Raw genomic sequence first — 12,295 nt, 5'->3', positions numbered from 1 at the left:
CTGAGCGAGGCGCAGGCCCTCGGCCTGCAAGAACTGCTCCGGGTCTCCCCGGTCGCGGACGAGATCGCCGAGCGGTTCCAGGCCGCCGGGCACCGGCTGGCCCTGGTCGGCGGATCGGTCCGGGACGCGCTGCTCGGCCGGCTCGGCAACGACCTCGACTTCACCACCGACGCCCGCCCCGAGCAGGTGCTCAAGCTGGTGAAGGGCTGGGCGGACGCGGTCTGGGACGTCGGCATCGCCTTCGGCACCGTCGGCGCCCGTAAAGACACCACCGACGGTTCGTTCCTGATCGAGATCACCACCTACCGGAGCGAGGCGTACGACCGCACCTCGCGCAAGCCCGAGGTGACCTACGGCGAGACCATCGAACAGGACCTGGTCCGGCGGGACTTCACCGTCAACGCGATGGCCGTCGACCTGCCCGGCCGCGGCTTCGTCGACCCGCACCACGGGCTGGACGACCTGGAGGCCCGGGTGCTGCGCACCCCCGCCACGCCCGAGGAGTCCTTCTCCGACGACCCGCTGCGGATGATGCGGGCCGCCAGGTTCGCCGCCCAGCTGGACTTCGAGCCCGCCCCCGAGGTGGTCGCCGCGATGACCGCGATGGCCGAGCGGATCACCATCGTCTCCGCCGAGCGGGTGCAGGCCGAGCTCAACAAGCTGCTGCTCGCCGAGCACCCGGTGAAGGGCCTGCGGCTGCTGGTGGACACCGGCCTGGCCGACCACGTGCTGCCCGAACTCCCCGCGCTCCGGCTGGAGAGCGACGAGCACCACCGGCACAAGGACGTCTACGAGCACTCGCTGACGGTGCTGGAGCAGGCCATCGCGCTGGAGCAGGACGGGCCCGACCTGGTGCTGCGGCTCGCCGCGCTGCTGCACGACATCGGCAAGCCGCGGACCCGGCGGTTCGAGTCGGACGGCCGGGTGTCCTTCCACCACCACGAGGTGGTCGGCGCCAAGATGACCCGCAAGCGGATGCGGGACCTGAAGTACTCCAAGGACCTGACCGACGAGGTCTCCCGGCTGGTCGAGCTGCACCTGCGCTTCCACGGCTACGGCGGCGGCGAGTGGACCGACTCGGCGGTCCGCCGCTACGTCACCGACGCGGGCCCGCTGCTGGAGCGGCTGCACAAGCTGACCCGCTCCGACTGCACCACCCGCAACCGGAAGAAGGCCGCCGCCCTCTCCCGGACGTACGACTCGCTGGAGATCCGGATCGGCGAACTCCAGGAGCAGGAGCAGCTGGACGCCATCCGCCCCGCCCTGGACGGCAACCAGATCATGCAGCTGCTCGACCTCAAGCCGGGGCCGCAGGTCGGCAAGGCCTACAAGCACCTGCTCGAACTCCGGCTGGAGCACGGGCCGATGGAGCTCGAGGCGGCGGAGGCGGCGCTGCGCGAGTGGTGGGCGGAGCAGCAGTAGGCACCGCAGTGGGAACGAACTGAGGGGGCGTCCGGATCGGACGCCCCCTCAGTTCGTTGCCGGGCTTACTTGAGGAAGCCCAGGCAGAGCATGAACTTCCGGGAGCCCTGCTGCTCGTAGTAGTAGCCGTCCGCGTCGCTGAACTTGTCGCAGGCCTTGCTGTCGGTGGTGTTCTCCACCTTGCCGACGATCTTCGCCTCGGCCTTCGGGTCCGAGCAGTCGAGCACCACCACGTCGGGGTGGTTGTCCTCGGTGCCCGCGGCCACGGTGGTGTTCCGGTTGTGCACGCAGTCACCGATCGAGGCGTACTCCGGGTCGCCCTTGACCGAGAGGCCGATCGCCAGCACGGCGAGCACCGGCACCAGCACGCCCAGGATGGCCGGCCGCTGGAACACCGGCTTGCCCGGGTTCATCGGCTGCCCAGGGGCGCCGGGGATGGGCTCGGCCAGCTTGTTGATCTTCGCCCGCTGCGGGATGTTGATCAGCATGGTGACCGGGTTGATGACCATCGACGCGATGCCCCACCAGCCCTGCCAGAGGCTCTTCGTCGTCATGTCCCGGTGCGCGGCGATGCCGCAGTTCCGGCAGAACGGCCCCTGAAGCTTGAGGAACTTCATGATCACCAGGAAGCCCTGGTGCCCGCGGATGGTGGCCTCCACCGCAGGGGCCGACCCGCAGAACCGGCAGAACGGACCGGCCGGCAGCCCCTGCTGGAACTGCTGGGCTTGCTCGAACGGCTGAGCCGGAATGCCAGCGGTGGGGTCGACGGGCGGAGCGCCGTACGGCACCTGCTGAGGAGGCGGAGTGGACAAGGGAATCCCCCGAATGTGACTGATGTGGCTGAAGTGAACGGTGCAAGGTATCGGCAGGTCAGCCGCATCCGGAAGCCAGTTCCCCTCGGGTGGGGGAAAGGACATCCAACCGTGATCGCCCCGCCCGATTTGTCGGATCACAAGATCGCGTGAACATGTGTCGCTTTAGCGAATCCGCTCGATTGAGTGGACGGAGTCGCTGGGTGTGACTTGCTGATGAGTCGTCACGTTGGTCCGTCCGAGGGGGAGGACATTCCTCCCTCCGGAACGAGAGGACGCAGCGATGGCTGTGGACGAGATCCTGTTGGAGTCCCCGACGATGCGGGCGACGGTGGCCGAGCGGGTCGAGGTGCTGGACCGGGTGAAGGCGTTGGCCTTCCTGCCGGACGGGGTGCACGTGACCACCGATGCGGTGGCGCGGTACTTCGGGGTGGGGGAGACCGTGATCAAGGCGGTGGTCCACGACCACCGGCAGGAGCTGATCGGCAACGGATACCAGGTGCTGACCGGCGACGAACTGGGTTGCTTCAAGCAACTCAGTGGGATCCAGTCGCGGGCGAGGTCGCTCGCGCTGTTCAGCCGGCGGACGGTGCTGAACGTGGCGATGCTGCTGCGGGACAGCGAAACCGCACGTCAGGTGCGGTGCTACCTGCTCGACGTGGAGCGGCAGGCCAGGCAGGAGGCTGTGGACAACCCCGTGGACGGGGTTGTGGACAACCGGTTCCCGTACCCCGAGGGGTCGGTGGACGCGGCGGTCGCGACGGTGGCCGAGCGGGCGGTCCGGTCGGTGATCGGGACCAGCGTGGTGCCGCTGCTGAACGCGCTGGCGGTGGAGGTCGGCCGGAACAGCCGGAAGATCGACGCGATGGCGGACCGGGTCGACCGGCTGGAGCGGGTGGTGCTGGACGACGAGGAGAAGGCGATCGCCCGGCGGCGGCTGAGGCTGCTCCGGGCGATCGACGAGGGGGCCACGGCGGAGGAGCTCGACGAGTTGGTCTAGCCGTGCGCCGGTGAGAGAGCCGGGGGTGGATACCTCAATTACCCACCCCCGGCCGTTCGAAGGGCCGGTCAGGCCGGGACGGGGGACCGGCGGGCCGCGCGGGCGTAGAGCGTGGCGGTCAGAGCGTAGAGCACGGCGACGGTGAGCATCAGGGGGACGGAGCGGCCGTCGAGGGGGAGGGCGAGGGCGGTGACGAAGGCGGCGGCGACGAAGGCGAGGTTGAAGAGGACGTCGTAGATGGCGAAGACGCGGCCGCGGTAGGCGTCCTCGACGGACTCCTGGACCACGGTGTCGGCGCAGATCTTGATGCCCTGGGTGACCACGCCGAGGAGCAGGGCGGCGGCCATGATGGGGCCGAAGGAGAAGGTCAGGCCGAGGGCGGGGACGAAGACGGCGGCGGAGGCGGCGCAGGTGGTGAGCCAGCCGGAGAGGCCGAGGCGGCGGGTGCACCAGGGGCTGATGACGGCGGCGACGAAGAAGCCGATGGCGGAGACGAGGAGGGCCTTGCCGAGGGTGGTCATGCCGGCGGCGCTGTCGGTGGGGTCGTTGAAGGTGTAGCGGGAGAGCATCAGCAGAACCACGACCAGGATGCCGTAGCAGAACCGGGCGGCCGTGACGGCGGCCAGGGCGTGCGAGGCCGGTCGGCAGTCCCGGACCAAGTGGCGTACACCGTCGGCGAGTTCGCGGGCGGCCAGGCCGAGGGCCCGGCGCAGGGGCGGCCGGTCCGGGTGGTGGTCGGGGCCGAGCAGGTCGGGGTCCATCCGCAGGGCGGTCAGGGCGGCGCTCAGGTAGAGCAGGGCGGCGAGGGTGACCAGCAGGGCATCCGCCCGGGAGCCCGGCGGGAGGATCAGGTGGACCACGAAGCCGAGGCCGCCGCCGCAGAACGCGGCGACGGTGCCGAGGGTGGGGGAGAGCGCGTTGGCGGTGACCAGTTGCTCGGGACGCGAGACCACCCGGGGGAGGGCGGCGGAGAGTCCGGCCAGGATGAACCGGTTGAGCGCGGTGACCAGCAGGGCCGCGCCGAGGAACAGCCAGTCGGGCACCCCGGCCAGCAGCAGGGCGCCGGTCACCAGACCGAGGCCGCAGCGGGCCAGGTTGCCGAGGTAGAGCACCTGCCGGCGGCGCCAGCGGTCGAGCAGCACCCCGGCGAACGGACCGATCAGCGAGAACGGCAGCAGCAGCACCAGCAGCACCGAGGCGATGTCGGCCGGGCTGGACTGCCGTTCGGGAGAGAAGATCACGTACGAGGCCAGCGAGACCTGGAAGACGCCGTCGGAGAGCTGGGAGAGCACCCGGGCGGTGAGCAGCCGCCGGAAATCGGCAGCCCGGAACAGGCCGGTGAGTGAGTTGCCGCCGTTCCCCGTCTGAGCCACCCGCCCAGGGTGCCATGGCCGGTGCCGATGTTTCACGTGAAACATGGCCGGATCCCGCACGGGCTCCGTCGACCCGGGGTCAGCGGAGAAAAGCCCGAGGGGCCCTGACCATTGGTCAGGGCCCCTCGGGTCGTCAGCTCAGGCGCTTCAGCGCTCGACCTCGCCGCGGATGAACTTCTCCACGTTGTCGCGGGCCTCGTCGTCGAAGTACTGCACCGGCGGGGACTTCATGAAGTACGAGGACGCCGACAGGATCGGGCCACCGATGCCCCGGTCCAGCGCGATCTTCGCGGCGCGGACGGCGTCGATGATGACACCGGCCGAGTTCGGGGAGTCCCAGACCTCGAGCTTGTACTCGAGGTTCAGCGGGACGTCGCCGAACGCGCGGCCCTCGAGGCGGACGTACGCCCACTTGCGGTCGTCGAGCCACGCGACGTAGTCGGACGGGCCGATGTGGACGTTCTTGGCACCCATGTCGCGGTCGCGGACCTGGGAGGTGACGGCGTTGGTCTTCGAGATCTTCTTGGACTCGAGGCGCTCACGCTCGAGCATGTTCTTGAAGTCCATGTTGCCGCCGACGTTCAGCTGCATGGTGCGCTCCAGCAGGACACCGCGGTCCTCGAAGAGCTTCGCCATCACGCGGTGCGTGATGGTCGCGCCGACCTGCGACTTGATGTCGTCACCGACGATCGGCACGCCGGCCTCGGTGAACTTGTCCGCCCACTCCTTGGTGCCGGCGATGAAGACCGGGAGGGCGTTGACGAACGCGACCTTGGCGTCGATGGCGCACTGGGCGTAGAACTTGGCAGCCTGCTCGGAACCGACCGGCAGGTAGCAGACCAGGACGTCGACCTGGCGGTCCTTCAGGACCTGGACGACGTCGACCGGGGCCTCGTCGGACTGCTCGATGGTCTCGAGGTAGTACTTGCCGAGACCGTCGAGGGTGTGACCACGCTGCACGGTGACGCCGGTCGGCGGCACGTCGCAGATCTTGATGGTGTTGTTCTCGCTGGCGCCGATGGCGTCCGCGAGGTCGAAGCCGACCTTCTTGGCGTCGACGTCGAACGCGGCGACGAACTCCACGTCACCGACGTGGTAGTCGCCGAACTGCACGTGCATCAGCCCGGGGACCTTGCCGGCGGGGTCGGCGTCCTTGTAGTACTCGACACCCTGAACCAGCGACGCGGCACAGTTGCCGACGCCCACGATGGCTACGCGAACCGAACCCATTCCGGTTGCTCCCTCTGATCTCATGAGGCCCACCCGATCGGGCGGTCTCGCTCAACTTCTCTTCTCTGGTGGGCGCGACGCGCCCAGTCCCGCCGCACGCACCCGAGGGTGGCGGCGAGGTCAGCGTTCCCGTCAGGAACGCCCCGGGCGGTCGTGCGGTGGCCTCGGCGGGTCAGGAGACCCGGCCTCCTGGCCACGGCCGTCCGAAGTACTGGTGTCACCGGGTGCGGCGCCGGGGCGCCCGGTCCGGTTGGCCCGCTCGGTCTCGATCAGCTCGTTGAGCCAGCGGACCTCGCGCTCCACCGACTCGAGACCGTGCCGCTGCAGTTCGAGCGTGTAGTCGTCGAACCGCTCGCGGGTACGGGCGATCGAGCTGCGCATCCGCTCCAGCCGCTCCTCCAGCCGGCTGCGGCGGCCCTCCAGGACGCGCATCCGCACGGCCCGGTCGGTCTGACCGAAGAAGGCGAAGTGCACCCCGAAGTGCTCGTCCTCCCAGGCGTCCGGACCCGAGTCGGCGAGCAGCTCCTCGAAGCGCTGCTTGCCCTCGGCGGACAGCCGGTAGACGATCTTCGACCGCTTGCCGTTGAGCGCGGTGGCGGGGACGTACTCCGTGTCGGGGTTGTCCTCGACCAGGAAGCCCTGGGCCACCAGGCTCTTCAGGCAGGGGTAGAGCGTGCCGTAGGAGAACGCGCGGAACGAGCCGAGCAGGACGTTGAGCCGCTTGCGCAGCTCGTAGCCGTGCATCGGGGCGTCGTGCAGCAGGCCGAGGACGGCGAACTCCAGGACTCCCGAGCGCCTGCTCACTGTCGTTCCGCCTCCCTCCGCCGGTATGCCCGGCCGTTATGTCGCTCCGATGTATCGGCTCGATATATCGAGAACAGTAAACCTGGGTCACGGAACGGGCAAGAGCGACTCGGGTGAATGTGATCACAGGATGTCCGGACGGCGGAGCTGAGCGGCCGTCAAGGGCTGTCCGGGGCCAGGTTGGCAACGGGCATGTAATGATCTGGTGCCGTTATGCGGCAGTTGACACCTGATGCCCGATTAGGTGCGATTTCCAGCTGCGTACTCTGTCGCGTGTGCACGGGCTGTCGGTCGTGCGCGAGGACCGAGGAGTGGCTGGAAGATGAGCGAACACCGTCGGAGGTCGTCCAACCCGGGCGGCGAGGAACCGTCGGGCCAGCAGGCCGACGACGGGCGCCCGTACGCCTACGGCAGCCCGCCGGAGGGCGCGCCCTCGTACACCCGTGGCGGCGAACGCCCCTCGGGGGGCCGGCCGACCGCCCAGCAGCCGCGGCTGACCCGGGCCGAGATGCGCAGGCAGCAGGCCACCCGCAGTGGTGGCGGCACCGCCGGCCGCGGTGCGGCCGCCGCCGGTGCGCCCCCGGTCGGGCGGAACGGCAAGCCGGCCAAGAAGCGCTTCATCGACTACCCGCGCTTCGGCAAGACCGGCTTCCGGCGCTGGATCCCGTCCTGGAAGCTGCAGTTGAGCACCTTCCTGCTGTTCTTCGGGACCGGGGTGGGCGCGGTCGGCGTGACCTACGCGATGACGCCGATCCCCGACGTGAACAAGGTCGTGGAGACCCAGAACAACATCTACTACTGGGCCGACGGCAGCGAGATGACCCGTCAGGGCGACACCAACCGACAGGTGGTGCAGCTCGGCGACATCAGCAAGGACCTGCAGAACGCGGCCATCTCGACCGAGAACGCGTCGTTCTGGGACGACAGCGGTATCGACCCCAAGGGCATCGCCCGGGCGGTCTACAACATGGCCACCGGTGGTGAGACCCAGGGCGGCTCGACCATCACCCAGCAGTACGTCAAGAACGCCTACCTGAACCAGGACCAGACCCTGAGCCGTAAGGCCAGGGAGCTCTTCATCACCCTCAAGGTGAACCAGGAGTACGGCAAGGACAAGATCCTCACCGGCTACCTGAACAGCAGCTGGTTCGGCCGCGGCGCCACCGGCGCCCAGGCCGCCGCCCAGGCGTACTACGGGGTGAACGCGAAGGACCTGGACCTCTGCCAGAGCGCGCTGCTGGCCGGTCTGCTCAAGGGCGCCGCGCTCTACGACCCGGCCACCAGCCCGGCCAACCACGAGCGGGCGGTCAAGCGCTGGAACGAGGTGCTGGACCGGATGGTCACCACCGGCGCCATCACCAAGGAGAAGCGGGCCACCTGTGCCGTCTTCCCCGAGCCGACCGCCAAGAAGGCCCCGGCCAGCATGAACGGCCAGGTCAGCTACATGGTCGAGGTGGTCAACAAGTACCTGATGAGCAAGGACAAGACCATCACGGAGGCCGCGCTCGCCAAGGGCGGCTACCAGATCCACACCACGTTCCAGAAGGACAAGGTCGACGCGCTGAAGAAGGCGGTCGACGACTTCCAGGCGGAGACCCTGAAGCCGGACAAGCGCGAGAAGGACAAGTTCGTCCAGATCGGCGCGGCCTCGGTGCTGCCCAACGACGGTGCGATCGTGGCGATCTACGGTGGTCCCGGCGTCGAGACGGGCCACCACACCAACAACGCCGACACCCTCGGCGTCCCGGTCGGCTCGACCTTCAAGCCCTTCGTGCTGGCCGCCGCGATGCAGTACGGCGTGCAGACCGAGACCGGCAACGACGGCAAGCCGAAGCGGATCAACGCGGAGAGCCGCTACCTCGCCGACGACAAGACGGAGATCCACAAGCTGGACGGCTCGCCGGTGATCGGCGACGACGGCAAGCCGTACCACCAGAAGAACAGCGGCAAGGGGATGCCGGGTTACGTCTCGCTCAAGGAGGCGATGCGCAACTCGTACAACGTGCCGTTCGTGCAGCTCGGCCAGGACGTCGGCACCAAGGTGGTGGGCAACCTGGTGGAGCAGATGGGCCTGCGCAAGGAGAGCCTGACCGACTCCTCGACCATCACCTTCCCGCTCGGCACCTCCACCCCCAGTGCGATCCGACTGGCCTCGGCCTACTCGGTGTTCGCGGCCCGCGGCCAGCAGACCGACCCGTACTCGGTCAGCAAGGTGATCCGCGAGGGCGCCGAGCTGAAGAGCTTCGCCAAGCCCACGCCCAAGGCGGTGCTGGAGGAGGTGGTCGCGGACAACGTGACCGACGTGCTGGTGAACGTGGCCAAGAACGGCACCGGTGAGAAGACCAACGCGCTCGGCCGGCAGATCGCCGGCAAGACCGGTACCACCGACCGCGGCCTGTCCGCCTGGTGGGTCGGCTACACCCCCTCGCTGGTCACCTCGGTCGGCATGTGGCGGGAGGAGGCGGGCAAGCCCGGCCTGCAGACGCTGGACGGCACCGCGGGCAAGGACGAGGTGCACGGTGGTGACTTCCCGACCGACATCTTCACCCGCTACATGAAGATCATCCTGAACGGTCAGCCGAAGGAGACCTTCCCGAAGCCGGGCGAGATCGGCGAGCAGATCGACTCCTCGGGCGCCCCGGCCACCGCCTCGGCCTCCGCCTCGGCGAGCGCGACCGCGCCGGTCGCCGACCCGACCACGATCGCGCCCACGGTCCCGACGCTCACCCCGAGCGCGCCGGCCACGCCGAGCAACACGCCGAGCGCCACCGAGTCCTGCCTGATCCCGGCGTTCTGCCCGAGCGGGTCGGCCTCGCCCAAGCCGAGCAAGTCGGGCCGTCCTTCCGGCTCGCCGTCGGGGAGCGGCAGTCCCTCCAGCGACCCGGCCAACGGCGTGGCGCCCAACGGCACCAGTCCCTGACCGACGCGGAACCCGAAGTACCCGGTGGCGGTCCTCCTCGGAGGGCCGCCACCGGTCCGTTCGGAACCGGTTGGCGGGGGCAGCTCCTACGGAGCGGAACGGTGCGGCATCATGTCCGCCATGACGTCGAGCGCTCGGGACGAGAACGGCAGCACGGCCACGGTGCCGGTGGACGATGAGGCGGGCCCGCTGCCGAACACGGTGGTCGTCCCCGCGGACGAGGACCCGGTCTCCGCCGCGGGCAGCGAACTGCTCGGCGGCCCGCCGGGACGCCGCGCCCTGCTCGGCGTCAACTGGTGGATCCCGGCCCGCTTCCTGGCCGTCGCGGTGATCGTGGTCTGCGTGCTGGGCATGATCCAGAAGCTGCCCTGCTACGACGGCGGCTGGTTCCGCGGCGCCACCACCCAGTACACCCACGCCTGTTACAGCGACATCCCGCACCTGTACACCTGGCGCGGCTTCGCCACCGGGCTGACCCCGTACGTCGACATGCTGCCGCAGCCCAGCCCGGACATGCAGTACCTCGAATACCCGGTGCTGACCGGCCTGTTCATGCAGGTGGCGGCCTGGCTGACGCCCGGCGGCGGCTCCACCGAGACCCGCGAGCAGCTGTTCTGGCTGATCAACGCCGGGATGCTGATGGTCTGCGCGGTGGTCACCGTGGTCGCGCTCACCCGGACCCACCGCCGCCGCCCCTGGGACGCGCTGCTGTTCGCGCTGGCCCCCGCGCTGGCGCTCAACTTCACCATCAACTGGGACCTGTTGGCGGTCGCCTTCTGCGCCGTCGCGATGGCCTACTGGTCCGGCCGCCGCCCGGTCTGGGCCGGGGTCTTCATCGGTCTGGCCACCGCGGCCAAGCTCTACCCCCTGCTGCTGCTCGGCCCGCTTCTGGTGCTCTGCTGGCGGGCCGGCCGCTGGCGCGCCTTCTGGGCGGCCACCGGCGGCGCGCTCGGCGCCTGGCTGCTGGTCAACCTGCCGGTGATGGCGGCCAACTGGAAGGGCTGGGCCACCTTCTACACCTTCAGCCAGACCCGCAAGGAGGACTTCGGCTCGTTCTGGCTGATCCTCATGCAGGACCGCGGCAAGCAGCTGGAGACCCTGAACACCTGGATCGCCGGCCTGCTGATCGTCAGCTGCCTGGGGATCTGCTGGCTCGCGCTCTCCGCCCCGCGCCGCCCGCGCTTCGCCCAGCTGGCCTTCCTGGTGGTGGCCGCGTTCATCCTGACCAACAAGGTCTACTCGCCGCAGTACGTGCTCTGGCTGATCCCGCTCGCCGCGCTGGCCCGGCCGCGCTGGCGGGACTTCCTGATCTGGCAGGCCTGCGAGGTGCTGTACTTCCTCGGCGTCTGGTCCTACCTGGCCTTCACCGGCGACTCCAAGCAGCACGGCATCGGCCAGGACTGGTACCACCTGGCGATCGTGCTGCACCTGCTCGGCACCCTGTACCTGTGCTACCTGGTGGTCCGCGACATCCTTCGCCCGGAGCTCGATCCGGTCCGCTGGGACGGCAGTGACGACCCGTCGGGCGGGGTGCTGGACCAGGCCCCGGACGTCTTCGTGCTCGGCCAGGCCCGCCGGCTGCGCGAGGAGCGCACGTACCAGGACTACCAGCTGCCGGAGCAGGCCGACTGGCTGCCCGAGCAGAGCTCCGTCCCGAACGACTGAACGACTAGCCGTCCACCACCCGGTCGAAGTGGGTGGTGGTGTGACGGGTGTTCAGCGCGAGCTCGTCACCGATCACCGGCGGCTTGCCGCCGGTGGGCAGGAACAGGATGCTCACCTGCATGTGCGGCGGCTCGGCGAACCAGAGCTGCCGGCCGGTCCAGGCGTACGGCGAGAGGGTGCGGTTGACGGTGGCCAGGCCCGCCCGGGCCAGGCCCTTGGCCCGGGGCACTATCCCGTGCACGTACTTGGGGGCCTCCAGCCCCACCCCGTGCGCGGTGCCGCCGGAGACCACCAGCAGGTGACCGTCCGAGGGCGCCCGGTGCTGGCGGTAGCCGTACCTGTCGCCCTTGGCCACCGGGGTGACGTCCATGACGGTGGCCCTGGCCTGCAGCGCGCCGGGATCGCCGAGCCAGAGCCGGGTGCCGATCCGGGACCGGAAGGCGGTGGCCGGGTAGCGCTGCGCCAGCCGCGCCAGGTCGGCCGAGCCGAGGTGGCTCAGGTAGACCGTGCCGGTCGGCAGCCCGGCCGCCGCGATCGCGTCCACCCAGTCGGCCACCTCGGCCACCGATTCGGAACCTCCCCCAACCTCCGGGCGGGGGGACCCCCCTGGCCGGTCCAGCGGCAGGTGCAGCGCGAAGCCCTCCAGGGTGACCCCGTCGGTCGGCAGGTGCGCCAGGTCGCCGGGCGCGATGCCGTGCCGGCGCATCGAGGTCATGCACTCCACCACCACCCGGGAGCCGGCCGGCAGCGCCCGGGCCGCCTCCAGGTGCGCCACGGTGCGGATCACCCCGAGCGGGAGCGGCTCCTCGCCGGTCCGGTACGGGGTGAGCACCAGCAGCTCGCCGGTGAAGACCCCGGCCGCCGCCCGCGCCTCGTCGGCGGTGCCGACCGCCAGCAGCCCGGCGCCGAGCCGGGTCGCCTCCTCGGCCAGCCGGGCGTTGCCGAGCCCGTAGCCGTTGCCCTTGGCCACCGGCACCAGACCGGGGAACTCGGCCAGCACGGACTGCTGGTGGGCCCGCCACCGGGCGGTGTCCAGGTACAGCGACAGGGTCATCGGCTTCTCTCCCCG

At 70.0% G+C, this 12,295-nt stretch carries 9 protein-coding genes; 4 read left to right on the top strand and 5 right to left on the bottom strand.

What is annotated here, in order from left to right; all coding sequences use genetic code 11:
- Complete coding sequence (locus F4556_RS16880; protein ID WP_184924697.1) at positions 1–1,422, top strand: CCA tRNA nucleotidyltransferase; 1,422 nt, start codon at positions 1–3, stop codon at positions 1,420–1,422.
- Between the two features lie 65 nt (positions 1,423–1,487).
- Here F4556_RS16880 and F4556_RS16875 read toward each other — a convergent pair whose 3' ends face one another.
- A complete protein-coding gene (locus F4556_RS16875; protein ID WP_184916422.1) occupies positions 1,488–2,234 on the bottom strand; it encodes an LppU/SCO3897 family protein in 747 nt (248 codons plus the stop codon).
- A gap of 283 nt (positions 2,235–2,517) precedes the next feature.
- Between F4556_RS16875 and F4556_RS16870 the strand changes: the two genes are divergently transcribed.
- Positions 2,518–3,234 carry a restriction endonuclease gene (locus tag F4556_RS16870; RefSeq protein WP_184916419.1) on the top strand — a complete coding sequence of 239 codons (717 nt, stop codon included), beginning with the start codon at positions 2,518–2,520 and terminating at the stop codon, positions 3,232–3,234.
- A gap of 68 nt (positions 3,235–3,302) precedes the next feature.
- Here F4556_RS16870 and F4556_RS16865 read toward each other — a convergent pair whose 3' ends face one another.
- The 3 genes from F4556_RS16865 to F4556_RS16855 all read right to left on the bottom strand — a co-directional run bounded on the left by F4556_RS16865 (position 3,303) and on the right by F4556_RS16855 (position 6,641).
- Positions 3,303–4,607, bottom strand: coding sequence for an MFS transporter (locus F4556_RS16865; protein WP_313068332.1), 1,305 nt, complete (start codon positions 4,605–4,607; stop codon positions 3,303–3,305).
- Between the two features lie 147 nt (positions 4,608–4,754).
- Entirely contained in the window at positions 4,755–5,837 is a 1,083-nt protein-coding gene (locus F4556_RS16860; RefSeq protein WP_184916413.1) for an inositol-3-phosphate synthase, read from the bottom strand.
- A 132-nt stretch (positions 5,838–5,969) separates the two neighbouring features.
- The gene (locus F4556_RS16855; protein WP_184916410.1) at positions 5,970–6,641 is read right to left on the bottom strand and encodes a PadR family transcriptional regulator; all 672 of its coding nucleotides are present in this window, start codon (positions 6,639–6,641) and stop codon (positions 5,970–5,972) included.
- A gap of 322 nt (positions 6,642–6,963) precedes the next feature.
- On the opposite strand from F4556_RS16855, the gene F4556_RS16850 reads away from it, so the two are divergent.
- Positions 6,964–9,561, top strand: a complete 2,598-nt coding sequence (locus tag F4556_RS16850; RefSeq protein WP_246511035.1) for a transglycosylase domain-containing protein — start codon at positions 6,964–6,966, stop codon at positions 9,559–9,561.
- A 120-nt stretch (positions 9,562–9,681) separates the two neighbouring features.
- Positions 9,682–11,226: a glycosyltransferase family 87 protein gene (locus F4556_RS16845; protein ID WP_184916407.1), complete on the top strand. Its 1,545-nt coding sequence runs from the start codon at positions 9,682–9,684 to the stop codon at positions 11,224–11,226.
- A gap of 4 nt (positions 11,227–11,230) precedes the next feature.
- Here F4556_RS16845 and F4556_RS16840 read toward each other — a convergent pair whose 3' ends face one another.
- Positions 11,231–12,280, bottom strand: a complete 1,050-nt coding sequence (locus F4556_RS16840) for an alanine racemase (protein ID WP_184916404.1) — start codon at positions 12,278–12,280, stop codon at positions 11,231–11,233.
- Positions 12,281–12,295 lie beyond the last annotated feature (15 nt).

Source organism: Kitasatospora gansuensis (assembly GCF_014203705.1).
Classification (GTDB): Bacteria; Actinomycetota; Actinomycetes; order Streptomycetales; family Streptomycetaceae; genus Kitasatospora; species Kitasatospora gansuensis.
The sequence above is the reverse complement of the archived record's forward strand: the minus strand, read 5'-3'. Positions and strand labels throughout refer to the sequence as shown.

Excerpts from the sequence above, each read along its gene's own strand:
- F4556_RS16840 (WP_184916404.1), bottom strand. The coding sequence starts at position 12,280 with ATGACCCTGTCGCTGTACCTGGACACCGCCCGGTGGCGGGCCCACCAG.
- F4556_RS16860 (WP_184916413.1), bottom strand. The coding sequence starts at position 5,837 with ATGGGTTCGGTTCGCGTAGCCATCGTGGGCGTCGGCAACTGTGCCGCG.
- F4556_RS16870 (WP_184916419.1), top strand. The coding sequence starts at position 2,518 with ATGGCTGTGGACGAGATCCTGTTGGAGTCCCCGACGATGCGGGCGACG.
- F4556_RS16845 (WP_184916407.1), top strand. The coding sequence starts at position 9,682 with ATGACGTCGAGCGCTCGGGACGAGAACGGCAGCACGGCCACGGTGCCG.
- F4556_RS16850 (WP_246511035.1), top strand. The coding sequence starts at position 6,964 with ATGAGCGAACACCGTCGGAGGTCGTCCAACCCGGGCGGCGAGGAACCG.